11 protein-coding genes are annotated in these 13,511 nt (G+C 72.2%); 6 read left to right on the forward strand and 5 right to left on the reverse strand.

Annotation, left to right across the window (positions count from 1 at the left end; genetic code table 11):
* The first annotated feature begins 13 nt into the window (after positions 1–13).
* Positions 14–688, forward strand: coding sequence for a hypothetical protein (locus IE275_RS04650; protein WP_229870100.1), 675 nt, complete (start codon positions 14–16; stop codon positions 686–688).
* Between the two features lie 20 nt (positions 689–708).
* On the opposite strand, the gene IE275_RS04655 is transcribed toward IE275_RS04650, so the two are convergent.
* Genes IE275_RS04655 through IE275_RS04665 form a run of 3 tightly spaced genes read right to left on the reverse strand, consistent with a single transcriptional unit; the run spans position 709 to position 5,227 of the window.
* Positions 709–1,680 carry an antibiotic biosynthesis monooxygenase gene (locus tag IE275_RS04655; protein ID WP_189707815.1) on the reverse strand — a complete coding sequence of 324 codons (972 nt, stop codon included), beginning with the start codon at positions 1,678–1,680 and terminating at the stop codon, positions 709–711.
* Positions 1,677–4,403, reverse strand: a complete 2,727-nt coding sequence (locus IE275_RS04660; RefSeq protein ID WP_189707817.1) for a molybdopterin-dependent oxidoreductase — start codon at positions 4,401–4,403, stop codon at positions 1,677–1,679. The genes IE275_RS04655 and IE275_RS04660 overlap by 4 nt, the downstream gene beginning before the upstream one ends.
* A complete protein-coding gene (locus IE275_RS04665; RefSeq protein WP_189707819.1) occupies positions 4,400–5,227 on the reverse strand; it encodes an FAD binding domain-containing protein in 828 nt (275 codons plus the stop codon). The genes IE275_RS04660 and IE275_RS04665 overlap by 4 nt, the downstream gene beginning before the upstream one ends.
* A 417-nt stretch (positions 5,228–5,644) precedes the next feature.
* On the opposite strand from IE275_RS04665, the gene IE275_RS04670 reads away from it, so the two are divergent.
* A complete protein-coding gene (locus tag IE275_RS04670) occupies positions 5,645–6,502 on the forward strand; it encodes a S1 family peptidase (protein ID WP_189707821.1) in 858 nt (285 codons plus the stop codon).
* 22 nt (positions 6,503–6,524) lie between these two features.
* Here the strand turns inward: IE275_RS04670 and IE275_RS04675 are convergent, their stop codons facing one another.
* Positions 6,525–8,135 carry an N-acyl-D-amino-acid deacylase family protein gene (locus IE275_RS04675; protein ID WP_189707824.1) on the reverse strand — a complete coding sequence of 537 codons (1,611 nt, stop codon included), beginning with the start codon at positions 8,133–8,135 and terminating at the stop codon, positions 6,525–6,527.
* Positions 8,136–8,149: 14 nt separating this feature from the next.
* Entirely contained in the window at positions 8,150–9,415 is a 1,266-nt protein-coding gene (locus IE275_RS04680; protein WP_189707826.1) for an amino acid deaminase, read from the reverse strand.
* Positions 9,416–9,540: 125 nt separating this feature from the next.
* On the opposite strand from IE275_RS04680, the gene IE275_RS04685 reads away from it, so the two are divergent.
* From IE275_RS04685 to IE275_RS04700, 4 genes are all read left to right on the forward strand, one after another.
* Positions 9,541–10,590 carry a sugar kinase gene (locus IE275_RS04685; RefSeq protein ID WP_189707828.1) on the forward strand — a complete coding sequence of 350 codons (1,050 nt, stop codon included), beginning with the start codon at positions 9,541–9,543 and terminating at the stop codon, positions 10,588–10,590.
* A complete protein-coding gene (locus IE275_RS04690; protein ID WP_189707829.1) occupies positions 10,587–11,354 on the forward strand; it encodes an IclR family transcriptional regulator in 768 nt (255 codons plus the stop codon). Before IE275_RS04685 ends, IE275_RS04690 begins: the two co-directional genes overlap by 4 nt.
* A gap of 7 nt (positions 11,355–11,361) precedes the next feature.
* Positions 11,362–11,772 (forward strand): RidA family protein, encoded by a 411-nt coding sequence (locus IE275_RS04695; protein ID WP_189707831.1) that lies wholly within the window; start codon positions 11,362–11,364, stop codon positions 11,770–11,772.
* Between the two features lie 233 nt (positions 11,773–12,005).
* On the forward strand, positions 12,006–13,484 hold the full coding sequence (locus tag IE275_RS04700; protein WP_189707834.1) for a GntP family permease: 1,479 nt from the start codon (positions 12,006–12,008) through the stop codon (positions 13,482–13,484).
* Positions 13,485–13,511 lie beyond the last annotated feature (27 nt).

A 13,511-nucleotide genomic window follows, 5' to 3' on the forward strand; every position in this document is an offset into this window, starting at 1 on the left:
ACAATCCGCGGCCATGTCCAGCCCAGACGACCACGAGAACGGGACGAACGCCGCGGCCGGCGAGCCGGGCGCGGTGCCCCGCGTACGCCCGGCCGTGTATCACCCGTATGCCGAGGCCGACCCGTCCTCGTACACCCACTACAGCGACCCGGCGGCCGCCCACGGCTGGCAGAACGCGTACGACGAGACCACCGAACTCCCCCGGGTCGCGCCGGCCCCGGCGGACCGGCCCGCCCCGCCCGGCCGCGCGGACCGCCGCCGGGCGGCCCGGCGGACGGACGGACGGCTCACCCGCCGGGTGGTGGCCGCGGCGGGGGCCGTGGGGGTGGTGTCCCTGGCCGCGCTGGTGGCGGGACTGTCCTTCACCTCGGGCAGCCCGGGTTCCCCGGCGGGGGAGCGGCGGGGCGAGCCGGGAGACACCCTCACGGCACCCGACGGCACGGCGGATCCGGAGTCCGGGTCCCCGTCCGCGAGCGTCCCGGCCGGATCCCCGGACGTCCGTACGTCCGCGCCGCCCGGCGCGAGCGCGGAGCCGTCCTCCGCGGCCACGCCGTCCGAAGCGTCCGGTGCCGGGTCCTCGGCCGCGTCGTCGGCCGGGGCCACCGACGGCCCGGCGGCGAGCGCGACGACGTCCGCTCCGGGCTCGGGGAAGGGCAACGGGCGGGGGAGGACGAAGGGGCCCAGGTAGCCGGGGCGGGCCGGCCCCGGTCAGGGCAGCGTCCAGATCCTGGTGGTGACGAGGTAGAACACGGTGCCCCAGAACACGGTCGCCGCGGCGACGACGCCGAGGCCGAAGAGGTTGGTCCGCGCCGCCGGTGTGTCCGGTGCCGGCCGCAGCCACCGCTCGAGGAGCCGGTTCACGTAGTAGGGCATCGTCACGAAGCTCATGATGAAGCTCGACAGCAGGTTGCCCACGAGCAGCCCGAACCAGAACGGCATCCCCAGCGGCGACAGGGCGAGTGTCAGCAGCACGACGGTCGGATACAGGCCGACCCAGACCGCGAGGGCGGTCTTGGTCTCCGACGGCGGCGGCGCGTTCCTGCCGTTCTCCTCGAAGGCGAACCAGCTGCCGAACGAGTTGTCGATCGTGCGCAGCCTGAACGTGTCGAACCGCTCGCCCTCGGCGAGGACCTCCTGCCGCTTCGACGACGTCAGCCAGGCCTCCAGGTGCTCGGCGCTGTCGAAGCGGTACAGCGTGGTCCACTCGTCCTGAACGCCCTCGACCGGGCGGAAGATCTCGGTGCCGCGGAACCCTTCGAACCGCCTCTCCTCCTGGCTCATGCGCCGCTGCCAGGCGAGGAACTCGTCGACGTGCCGCGCGTGGACCCGGTGGCTGACCACCACGGTCACCAGCGCATCCGTCGGCTGTGTGCCGCCGCTGACCACCTGCTGGGTTCCGGGTCCGTCGAGGTACCCGTCGCCGATGTCGAGCAGACTCTGCCGGGTCGCGCTGTTGATCCACGCCTGGAGGTGGGCCACCGAGTCGAAGCGGTACACGACGACCCATTCGGGTTGCACGGAGGTCGGCGGGGTGACCTCGGCGCCGAGGTACCCGGCGTAGTCGGCGGCGGCGGCGTTGACGCTCTTCTGCCAGCTCGCGTACTCGCGTTCGCGGCCGGGCAGGACCTTCTGGCTGATGATGGCCGTCGCCGCGGCGCCTTCGCGCTGTTCGGTGCTCATGTCCGCAGGCCCGTCGGCATCGACTGCTTCTCGCCGAGGCGGCCGTAGATCCGTTCCGGGGTCAGGGGCAGTGCGCGGAAGCGGACGCCCGTGGCGTCATGGAGCGCGTTCGCCAGCGCGGGGGCCACCGGGTTGATGCAGCACTCCGCCATTCCCTTCGACCGCATGGGGCCGACCGAATCCGTCGAGGACACCAGGAGCAGCTCGGTGCGGGGGATGTCGGCGTAGGCGGGGACACGGTAGTTGCGCAGGTTCGGATTGACCATGACGCCGTCCGTGTCGACCTGGTAGTTCTCGGTCAGCGCGAAGCCGATCCCCTGGGCGACACCGCCCTCCACCTGGCCGCGGACCTGGGCGGGGTTGATGACCACGGCGGCGTCGGTCGCCTGGACGCTGTGCAGGATGCGGATCTCACCCGTCACCGGATGGACGGCGATGCGGAACCCCTGCGTATTGGACAGGACGCTGCGGGGGGAACCGTAGGCCTTGCGGGCGGCGGTGAACCGGATTCCGCGCGCCCGGGCGGACGTGACGAGTTCGGCCAGCGGCACCCGCCGGTCGCCGCAGACGACCTCGTCGTCGTCCATCGCGCACATCACGAGATGGACCCCGGTGTGCGCGGCGGCGTACTCCAGGACGCGGTCGCGTACGGCTCCCGCGGCTCGCAGCACCGCGTTGCCCGCCACGAACAGTCCCGCACTGGCGAACGCGCCGGTGTCGAATCCCGTGCGGTCGGTGTCGGACTGCACCAGGCGGATCCGGGCCGGCGTCGTCCCCAGCTGCTGGGCGGCGATCTGGACATGCGCGGTCGACGTGCCCTCGCCGAACTCGACCGTTCCGACGGCCAGTTCGTACACGAGGTCGTCGCCGAGCGTGACCCAGGCCTCGGAGAGGTGCTCGGTCGGCGGCGCGGTCTCGTGCAGTGAACTCGCCACGCCGGTCCCGACGAGCCACCCGGGGCCGGGGGACGGCTGGTCGGCGGTGCGGGCCAGGGCGGCGTCCACCAGGTCGATGCACTGTGCGAGGCCGTCCTCGGTGAAGGACACGTCGTCGGGGCCGTCGTGCAGGGCGACGAGCGGGTCACCCGGCCGCACGATGTTCCGGCGGCGCAGGGCGAGCGGATCGAGGTGCAACGCGCGCGCCAGTTCGTCCATCGCCGACTCCACGGCGAACGCCGGCTGCGTCATCCCGTATCCGCGCAGCGCCCCGCTGGGAACGGTGTTGGTATAGACGGAGCAGGCGTCGTACTTCTTGTGGGGGCAGCGGTAGATCATGACGGCGGCGCCGCCCGCGTAGAGCGTTTCGCCGCCGTGGTTGCCGTAGGCGCCGGTGTTGGACACATTGCGGACCTGGACCGCCGTGAGGGTTCCGTCCGCCTTCGCGCCGAGCTTGACCGTCAACGTCATCGGATGGCGTGGCGAGGCGGTGGTGAACTCCTCCTCGCGGGTGTACTCGAAGCAGACGGGCCGTCCGGTGTCCAGGGCCGCGAGCGCGGCCAGATCCTCCGAGATCACCTCCTGTTTGCCGCCGAAGCCGCCGCCGACCCGCCGGCAGAACACGCGGAGCTGGTCCGGGCGCAGTGCGAACAGATGGGCGAGTTTGACCTTCGCGATCGACGGCGACTGCGAACTGGTGCGGACGTTCAGGCGGCCGTTCTCCATCCAGGCGATCGAGCCGTGGGTCTCCAGATGGGCGTGCTGCACCCGGGGCGAGGAGTACGTGCCTTCGTGGATCACGTCGGCCTCGGCGAACCCCGCTTCGACGTCACCGATGTGCGCGTGCACCTCGAGCAGGATGTTGTGGGCGGGATCGCGGACGAACGGATCGTCCGTGCCGTGCAGCTGGGGTGCGCCCTCCGCCATCGCCGCCTCGGGGTCGAACACCGCCGGCAGCACCTCGTACTCCACGGCGACCCTCCGGCAGCCCTCCTCCGCCGCCCCGACCGTGTCGGCCAGGACCGCGACGACGCGCTGGCCCACGAAGCGGACCGTGTCGTCGAGGATGAAGGTGTCGTCCGGATCGACGAGATGGTCGCTGTGGATCGCCGTGGTGAAGGATCTGCGCGGCACGTCCCGCCAGGTGTAGACCCGGTGCACGCCGGGAACCGCGAGCGCGGCGGTCTTGTCGACGGACACGATCCGGGCGTGCGCGTGCGGGGAGTGCAGCACCTTGAGGTGCAGCATGCCGTCGATGCGGGTGTCCATCGTGAACTCGGCGCGACCGGTCACCACCTCGTCGGCCGCCGGCGCGCCGACGCTTGTCCCGACGGCCTTTCCCGGCGCGGCCGCCTCCACGCCGACGACGCCCCGCACGGCGTCCTCGATCGCCCGGTAGCCGGTGCAGCGGCAGAGGTTGCCCTTCAGCGCCCGCGGCAGGTCGGCTCGCTGGGCCTCGGTCAGTGCCGCCGCCGTCATGATCATCCCCGCGGTGCAGAATCCGCACTGGAACCCCGGGGCGTCACGGAACCGCCGTTGCACCGGATGCAGGTCGCCCGGTGATCCCAGGCCCTCGATCGTGGTCACGTCACGACCGTCGGCGCGGAAGGCGGGGGTGATGCAGCTGTGCACCGGATCGCCGTCGAGCCACACCGTGCAGGCACCGCAATCGCCCGCGTCGCACCCCTTCTTGACGCCGTGGTGGCCGAGCGAGCGAAGGAAGGTGCGCAGGCACTGGCCGGGTGCCGGTTCCTCGTGGAAGGTCCTGCCGTTCACGGTGCAGGTCATGCCGGGTCCCCCGTCATGAGTGCGCGACGAATCTCTTCGGCGAAGTGCCGTGTCAGATGGCGGCGGTGGCCGGGGGTCCCGTTGGGATCGGCGAACCAGAGGGCGGCGGGGAGGGCGTCGACACTCTCCCGCAGGGTCCGGGCATCGGGCATCGTGTCGAAGGCGAGGCGTACGGGCCGGGTGGTGCCGGCCGTGACGGTGAGCAGCAGGTCGCCCCGTTCCGGCGCGCTCGTGCCGATCAGGAACACCGTCGAACGGCCCAGGCGGGTCAGTGAGAAGCGACGGTGCGCGGTGTGTCCGCGCAGGGCGCGTGCCGGAATCCTGACCCGCCGCAGGATCTCCCCGGGAGCGAGGACGTTTCGGTGGTTCCCGGTCACGAAGCCGAGGGCGTCGACGATGCGCGTGGACCCGTCGGGAGCCCAGAGTTCGTACTGCGCCTCGAGCGCGACCGTCAGCGTGATCATGGGGCCGGCGGGCAGGGACATGCAGATGTTGCCGCCGACGGTCGCCGCGTTCCAGACCTTGAACGAGGACAGGAAGGCCTCGCAGCACGTGGCGAGGAGGGGGCCCGCCCTCCAGTCGTCCGGCGGCACGAAGGCGTACAGGTCGCGGACGGTGCACGTCGCCCCGATCTCCAGGCCCTCGTCGCCGGGGACGAGGGGCTCCCAGTCCAGCGCCGTCAGGTCGACGAGCCGGCGCAGGCCGGGCTGCTCGGCGGAGAACAGCCAGGTTCCGCCCGCGAGCCAGGCGTCGCCTTCGCGCCAGTCGGCGCCCGGCCGGTCGGACGGCCGCCGGACGACTTCGGTGATGGTGTTGAGGTCCATGGGAGCCGGTCTCCCTCACGACGACGGGCGGGCGGCGGCCTCTGTCGACGGGGCGCGACACGCGCCGGGAGCGGACCTGCCGAGTGCGACGGATCGCGGTGCGGCCGCCCTGGCCGACCTGATGGGGGCGGGTTCGACGGGCGCGGAGAGTCCTCTCCAGGTTATCCCCGCGGGGGCCGGCCTCGCCTGGCGGAGCCGCGGGGGCGAGGGCCGCGGCCGCCGGCGCCGGACGGCCCGATTCCGCCGCACCTCTTCCAGGGAGGGGCGTCTTCTCTTCGCGGAGGGGCGTCTTCGGCGCCCTCCCACGGCCGAAAACAGACCCTTGATCTCTTTCCCCGCGGCACTAACAATGCGCATGACAAATCAACGGGCGGCCGGAAGATCTCCGGTCGCCCTGTCGTCAGAGGGGACCCCCACATGAGAAAGCCTCTCGTCGCCGTGTTCATCGCCCTGGCCATCGCCGGGGCGGGCGCGGCACCCGCGGTCGCGGCGCCCGTGAGCGCCTCCACCACCGAGACCAAGGCGGCCGCGCCCACGCTCCAGGCCGTCAGCCTCGCCGGGACCGTCGCGCTCAGCAACTGCTCCGGATCGGTCGTCCGCTTCCCGAACTCCCTGGACACCGACCCGGCCCTGGTGCTCAGCAACGGCCACTGTCTGACCTCGGGCTTCCTGGACCCGGGCGAGGTGCTCACCAACCAGACCTCCACCCGGACCTTCGGACTGCTCAACTCCTCCGGCACCCGGGTCGCCACGCTGCGCGCGAGCAAGCTCGCCTACGCGACGATGACCGACACGGACGTCTCGATCTACCAGCTCACCAGTACCTACGCGACGATCAAGAACTCGTACGGGATCACCGCGCTGACCGTGCAGGACACGCACCCCACCGCCGGTACCGCCATCACCGTGGCGTCCGGCTACTGGAAGAGGCTCTACAACTGCAACATCGACGCCTTCGTGTACCGCCTGAAGGAGGGTGACTGGACCTGGAAGGACTCGGTCCGCTACACCTCCGCCTGCAACACCATCGGCGGCACCTCCGGCTCGCCGGTGATCGACCAGTCCACCGGCAAGGTCGTCGCCGTCAACAACACCGGCAACGAGGACGGCGCGAGCTGCACCGTGAACAACCCGTGCGAGGTCGACGCGAGCGGCAACGTCACGGTCCGGCAGGGCATCAACTACGCCCAGGAGACGTATCTGATCCCGGCCTGCTTCACCACCGGCAACCAGCTCAGCCTGAGTGCGAGCGGCTGCGCCCTGCCGAAGCCGTAACGGCGACGCGGGGGGCGTTCCGTCACACGGGACTGCGACGGACCGCCCGCCCCGCCAGGACGTCCGTGCGCCGGCCGTCCTCGATCACGAACCGGCCGTCGACCAGGACGTGCGGGATGCCCGTCGGCAGGGTGCGCGGGGCGTCGTACGTCGAACCCGCCGCCACCGTCGCCGGGTCGAGGAGGACCAGGTCGGCGCGGTACCCCTCACGGACCAGGCCCCGGTCGGGCAGCCGCAGCCGGGCCGCCGGGCGGCCGGTGAGGTGCGCGACGCACTCCTGAAGCGACAGCACCCCCAGCTCCCGTACGTACCGCCCGAGATAGTGCGGGAACGTGCCGTACGCGCGCGGGTGCGGCTTGGCGCCCTGAAGGAGGCCGTCGGAGCCGCCCGTGTGGACCCGGTGGCGCATGATGGTCCGGACGTTCTCCTCGTGGCCCACGTGCTGGAGGATCGTCGGGCCGAGCCGGTCCGCCAGGAGCAGCTCGCGGGCCGTCGTCCAGGGGCTCTCCCCGCGCAGGGACGCCGACTCATGGACCGTACGGCCCACGAAGTCGCCCAGCGCCGGGTCCGCCACGCCCGAGATCTCGATCGTCCGCCAGTCGACGGGCACCCCGTGACAGCCGTCCGCGCCGGTCACCTCCAGGTCGTACCGGACGCGCTCGGCGATCTCCTCGTCCGCGAGGCGGCGCAGGATCTCCCCGGGGCCGCCCTCGCTCGCCCAGCTCGGCAGCAGCGCCGCCAGCGTGGTGCAGCCGGGGGTGTACGGATAGGTGTCCAGGGTGATGTCCGCGCCGGTGTCCAGCGCCTTGTCCAGCAGGGCGAGCAGCTCGGGGGCCCGGCCCTCGTTCACGCCGAAGTTCATGGTGGCGTGGGCGAGATGGAGCGGGCAGCCCGCCTCCCGGGTCAGCGCCACCATCTCCGCGTACGCCTCCAGCGCGCCCGCGCCGTACGAGCGGTGGTGCGGGCAGTAGTAGCCGCCGTACGCCGCCACCACCCGGCACAGTTCGGTGAGTTCGGCGTCCGGTGCGTACATCCCGGGGGTGTAGGTCAGTCCGGAGGACAGGCCGACGGCCCCCTGCTCCAGGCCCTGCGCGACCAGCTCCCGCATCCGGTCCAGTTCCCGGGGCGTGGCCGGACGGTCCTCCCAGCCGACGACGAGCGCCCGGACCGTGCCCTGGGGGATCAGGTAGGCCGCGTTGACGGCGATGCCGCGGTCCAGCCGGTCCAGGTACTCGCCCACCGACCGCCAGTCGAAGTCGATGTCGTCGCCGTACCCGTTCCAGCCGGTGACGGCCCGGCGGACCCCTTCGAGCGTGGCGTCGTCGACGGGCGCGTACGACAGCCCGTCCTGGCCCAGGACTTCAAGGGTCACGCCCTGCGCGGCCTTCGCGCTGTGGTCCGGGTCGCGCAGCAGGGCGAGGTCGCTGTGGGCGTGCATGTCGATGAAGCCGGGGGCGAGGACCAGCCCCTCGGCGTCCAGTTCCCGGACGGCCTTCGGCCGCTGGCAGCCGGCCGCGGCCGCCTCCTTCACGATCGAGACGATCCGCCCGCCGTCGATCACCACGTCCGCGCGGTAGGAGTCCGCGCCGCTGCCGTCGACGACGTCCGCGTCCCGGACGACGAGGTCTTCCATGCCCTGCCTCCCGCTCAGAAGAACGTACGGATGTAGTCGACGACCGTGCCGTCCGCCTCGGCTACCGGGATCAGCGGCCACTTGTCGAACGACGTGCACGGATGGGACAGGCCCAGGCCCACCCAGTCGCCGACCTCCAGATCCGCCTCGGGCAGGGTGCGCAGCCAGGCGTGCTGGTCGGACAGGGCGGTGACGGACACACCGGTGGCCGGGCGCTCCGTGCCGCCGCGCCGGATCACCTGGGCGAAGGGCAGATCCAGGTCGTAGGCCGCGTCGCGCTTGCCCGCGTTGACGAACGCCTGCTCGGGGGTGGGGCGGGAGACCACCTGGGTCCACAGCCGGAAGGCCGGCTCCAGGGCGCCCTCCTCCGGCACCCGGTTGAACGGGGTCAGCTTGCGGTAGTGCCCGTCGTCGTGCGAGACGTAGGCACCCGAACGCAGCAGCTTCAGGACGGGCAGGGAGAGTTCGGGGATCGCGGCGAAGACGTCGGCGACCGCGTCGAACCAGGCGGAGCCGCCCGCGCTGACCACGATCTCGTCCAGGCCCGCGAACCGTCCCGCCCGGTCGAGGTCGACGGCGAGCGCGACCAGCCGGCGCAGCCAGGCGTGCACCCGCTCCGCGTCGGCGCCCGGCACCTCGCCCTCGTACCCGGCGACCCCCACCAGCCGCAGGGTCGGTGCGGCGGCCACCGCGTCGGCGACCGCCGCGCACTCCTTCTCGGTCCGCACCCCGGTGCGCGCCCCCTCGCCTGCGGCCAGCTCGACGACGACGTCCACCGGCCGGGCCGCCCCGCGCAGCGCCGCGTCCATCAGCTCCACGCCGCGCACGGAGTCGACGTAACAGACGAGCCGGAACTCCGGGTCGGCGTCCAGCCGGCCGGAGATCCAGCGCAGGGCCGCCTCGTCGACCAGTTCGTTGGCGAGGAAGATCCGCTTCACCCCGAACGCCCGCGCCACCCGCACCTGGTGCGGGACCGCGAGGGTGATGCCCCACGCGCCGCGGTCGATCTGCCGCTGGAAGAGCTGCGGGGCCATGGAGGTCTTGCCGTGCGGGGCGAAGGCCAGCCCGTGCCGGGTCGCGTACGTCTCCATGAGCCGCAGGTTGTGCTCCAGGCGCTCCGCGGAGAGCGCGAGGACGGGGGTGGCGAAGCCGTCGGTGAAGAGGTTGCGGCGCTGGGCGGCCAGTTCGCCGACCGTGAGGCCGTCGGCGTCCGGGGGGAGGCCCTTGAAGCGGTGGTCGACACGTTCCTCGGCGAGTCGGGCGAGTGCCTCGGTGCTCATGGAACCTCCTGATCAGGAGCGTTGCAACAACTGCAACGTCCATTGCGTATATCGCTTACGGCTGTCTAACATCTCGGCCAACGCGGGGTCAACGGCCCCGCCCGACGCTGGGAGCTACGACGATCGTGACCGCCACCGGACCCCGCAACGCCCCGGACGTCATCGACGTGGTGGACGTCGTCGCGCTCGGCGAGTCCATGGTCACCTTCCTGCCCTCCCGGCCCGGCCGCCTCGCCGACGTGCCCTCCTTCGAGCGGGCCATCGGCGGCGCCGAGTCCAACGTGGTGTGCGCCCTCGCGGCCGCCGGGCACCCGGCCCGCTGGGTCAGCCGGGTCGGCGCCGACGGCTTCGGCGACCACCTCGTCGAGACCGTCGGCGCGTACGGCGTCGACGTGGCGTCCGTCTCCCGGGACCCCGCCCGCCCCACCGGCGTCTACTTCCGCACCGCCGGCGACCGGTCCACCGACGCCCACGAGGTGGCCTACTACCGCGCCGGGTCCGCCGCCTCCGCGATGTCCGTGGACACCGTCCCCCTCGACGCCGTACGGGCCGCACGGGTGCTGCACCTCACCGGGATCACCGCGGCCCTCTCCGCGGACTGTCTCCGCCTGCTGCGCACGCTCATGGCCCCCCGGCCCGGGCGGCCCCTCGTCTCCTTCGACGTCAACCACCGCCCCCGCCTGTGGACCGACGGCAACAGCCCCCAGGTGCTGCTCGAACTGGCCCGCGGCGCCGACCTGGTGTTCGTCGGCGAGGACGAGGCCGCCGAGGTGTGGGGCCTGGACGGCGTCGACGCCGTACGGACCGCGTTCCCCGACCCCGAGGTGCTCGTCGTCAAACAGGGCGCGCGCGGGGCGACCGTCTTCGACCGGGGCACCGCCCTGCACATGCCCGCCCCGCGGGTCGACGTCGTCGCCGCCGTCGGCGCCGGGGACGCCTTCGCCGCCGGCTTCCTCTCCGCGACCCTGCGCGGGCTGCCCGTGCGCGACCGGCTGCGGCACGGTCATCTGATGGCCGCCGCCGCCCTCACCGCCCCCGGCGACCTCGCCGTCCCCCCTTCCCGCGACCACGCCGACCGGCTGGCCGCCCTCGACGACACCGCGTGGGGGAGACTTCGACTCGGCCCCGGCTGGACCCAGGCCGCGCCGGCCACCGAGGAGGTACGCACCCCATGAGCCAGACCGTCGACCGCGCCCTGAGCATCCTGCCCCTGCTCGCCGAGGGACCCGCCGACCTCGGCCAGGTCGCCGACCGCCTCGGCGTCCACAAGTCGACGGCCCTGCGGCTGCTGCGCACCCTGCACGAACACGGCCTGGTCTACCGCCAGTCCGACCAGCGCTACCGCCTCGGCGCCCGCCTCTTCGCCCTCGCCCAGGAGGCGATGGAGAACCTCGACATCCGCGAGATCGCCCACCCCCACCTCGCCCGGCTCAACGAGCGGTGCGGACACACCGTCCACCTCGCCGTGCACGAGGAGGGCGAGGTGCTCTACATCGACAAGGTGGAGAGCCGCTACCCGGTGCGGATGTACTCCCGCATCGGCAAGCCCGTCGCCATCACCGTCGCCGCCGTCGCCAAGCTGCTCCTGGCCGACCTGCCCGAGGGCGAACGGCGGGCGGTCGCCGAGAAGCTCGACTACCCCCTCTACACGGCCCGCTCCACCCCCAACGCCCCCGCCTTCCTGCGGGAGCTGGAGAAGGTCCGAGAACAGGGCTGGGCCACCGACCTCGGCGGCCACGAGGAGTCCATCAACTGCGTCGCCGCACCGATCCGGGGCGCCGACGGCCGGGTGGTCGCCGCGATGTCGGTCTCCGCGCCGAACGTCGTCGTCACCGCCGACGAACTCCTCACGCTGCTCCCGCTGGTGCGCCGTACGGCGGACACCATCAGCGGCGAGTACTCCGGCAGGACCCCGATCAAGGAAGCCCCCGAGGGATAGGTACAGCATGACCGAGAAGACCGCGCTCACCCCGAAGACCCACACCGCACCGCCCGCGAAGTTCTCCCACGGGGTCCGCAAGGGCAACATCCTCCAGGTCGCCGGCCAGGTCGGCTTCCTGCCCGCCGAGGAGGGCAGGCCGCCCACGCCCGCCGGCCCCACCCTGCGCGAGCAGACCCTCCAGACCCTCGCCAACGTCAAGGCGATCCTGGAGGAGGGCGGCGCCTCCTGGGACGACGTGATGATGATCCGCGTCTACCTGACGGACACGGCCCACTTCGCGGAGATGAACGCGATCTACAACGCGTACTTCGAGGAGCAGGCCCTCACCGCCCCGCCCGCCGCCCGCACCACGGTCTACGTCGGACTGCCCGCCGGACTCCTCGTCGAGATCGACGCACTCGCCGTCCTCGGCTGACCCGGCCCGCAGACTCCGGGCCACCGGCACCGGTCCGCCGGCACCGGTCCGCCGGCATCGGTCCACTGACGTCGGTCCACTGACGTCGGTCCACTGACGTCGGCCGACCGACGTCGGTCGGCCGACGGTTCATCAACTCCCGCACACCGCACGACGGTACGGCGCCCCCAGCGGCGCCGTACCGCGATCCGCCCTGCCCGAAAGCTGTATGCACCCACGCAGAGGACCCCCCGTTGCCCCACTCCCTCGCAGCATCCGCCCCCGCCGTGACCCCACCCCACACCGGCGGCCTGCTCCTCCTGATCGACGGCACCGCAGGACTGCTGACGGTCGCCGCCCTCGGCATCGCCCTCCTGCTCTTCCTGATCATCAAGGTCAGGATCCAGCCCTTCGTGGCCCTCCTCGCGGTCTCCATAGCCGTCGGCCTGCTCGCCGGACTGTCCGTCACCGAACTCTTCGGCACCGTCCAGCGCTCGGACGCCGTCTCCACCATCGAGTCCGGCATGGGCGGCATCCTCGGCCATGTCGCGATCATCATCGGCCTGGGCACGATGCTCGGCGCGATCCTTGAGGTCAGCGGTGGCGCCGAGGTGCTCGCGTCCCGGCTGCTCGGCGTGTTCGGCGAGAAGCGCGCCCCCCTCGCGATGGGTCTGACCGGCCTGGTCTTCGGCATCCCGGTCTTCTTCGACGTCGGCATCTTCGTCCTCGCGCCGATCGTCTACGCGGCCGCCAAGCGGGGCGGCCGGTCGATCCTGCTGTACTGCCTGCCGCTGCTGGCGGGCCTGTCCATGACCCACGCGTTCCTGCCCCCGCACCCCGGCCCGGTCGCGGCCGCCGGCCTGCTCCACGTGGACCTCGGCTGGGTCATCCTCATGGGCGTGGTCTGCGGTGTCCCGGCGGTACTGGCCGCGTGGGTGTTCTCCGCGTGGATCGGCCGCCGCATCTTCGTCGCCGTACCGCAGGACATGGCCGAGGCGGCGGCGGAGGCCCGGCGGGCCGTCGTCGAGGAACAGCGGGCACAGGGTGTCGTACCCCGCGAGGACCCGGTGCCCCTCGGCACCGTCCTCGGCATCATCGGTACGCCGCTGCTGCTGATCCTGGCCGCCACGTTCTCCTCGATCGCCCTGGACCCCTCCACCCTGCGCTCGATCGTCGAGTTCTTCGGCAGCCCCTTCGTGGCGCTCACCCTCGCCCTGCTGCTCGCCTACTACCTGCTCGGCATCCGGCGCGGCTGGTCCCGCAAGTCCCTGGAAACGGTGTCGACGGCCTCGCTCAAGCCGGTCGGCAACATCCTGCTCGTGGTCGGCGCGGGCGGCGTCTTCGGTGCCGTCCTCAAGGCGAGCGGTGTGGCCCAGGCCCTGTCGGACACCTTCAACGACGTGGGCCTGCCGGTGATCGTCCTCTCCTACCTGATCTCGGTGGTGCTGCGGATCGCCCAGGGCTCGGCGACCGTGGCGATCGTGACGACGGCGGGCATCGTGGCCCCGCTGCTCGCCGCCGGCGACCACTCCCAGGCCTTCGTGGCCCTCGTCATCATGGCCATCTCGGCGGGTTCCATCTTCGCCTCGCACGTCAACGACGGAGGCTTCTGGATGGTCGCCAAGTACTTCGGCATCAGCGAACGCGACACCCTGAAGACGTGGACCGTCCTGGAGACGGTGCTGTCGGTGGTGGGGTTCGTGACGGCGGCCGGATTGAGCCTGTTCGTGTAGGCGTCTCATAACGAAGTTGGGGCTGGC

Source organism: Streptomyces phaeofaciens (genome assembly GCF_014648915.1).
GTDB lineage: Bacteria > Actinomycetota > Actinomycetes > Streptomycetales > Streptomycetaceae > Streptomyces > Streptomyces phaeofaciens.

Excerpts from the sequence above, each read along its gene's own strand:
- IE275_RS04650 (WP_229870100.1), top strand. The coding sequence starts at position 14 with ATGTCCAGCCCAGACGACCACGAGAACGGGACGAACGCCGCGGCCGGC.
- IE275_RS04690 (WP_189707829.1), top strand. The coding sequence starts at position 10,587 with ATGAGCCAGACCGTCGACCGCGCCCTGAGCATCCTGCCCCTGCTCGCC.
- IE275_RS04665 (WP_189707819.1), bottom strand. The coding sequence starts at position 5,227 with ATGGACCTCAACACCATCACCGAAGTCGTCCGGCGGCCGTCCGACCGG.
- IE275_RS04660 (WP_189707817.1), bottom strand. The coding sequence starts at position 4,403 with ATGACCTGCACCGTGAACGGCAGGACCTTCCACGAGGAACCGGCACCC.
- IE275_RS04670 (WP_189707821.1), top strand. The coding sequence starts at position 5,645 with ATGAGAAAGCCTCTCGTCGCCGTGTTCATCGCCCTGGCCATCGCCGGG.
- IE275_RS04680 (WP_189707826.1), bottom strand. The coding sequence starts at position 9,415 with ATGAGCACCGAGGCACTCGCCCGACTCGCCGAGGAACGTGTCGACCAC.
- IE275_RS04695 (WP_189707831.1), top strand. The coding sequence starts at position 11,362 with ATGACCGAGAAGACCGCGCTCACCCCGAAGACCCACACCGCACCGCCC.
- IE275_RS04675 (WP_189707824.1), bottom strand. The coding sequence starts at position 8,135 with ATGGAAGACCTCGTCGTCCGGGACGCGGACGTCGTCGACGGCAGCGGC.
- IE275_RS04655 (WP_189707815.1), bottom strand. The coding sequence starts at position 1,680 with ATGAGCACCGAACAGCGCGAAGGCGCCGCGGCGACGGCCATCATCAGC.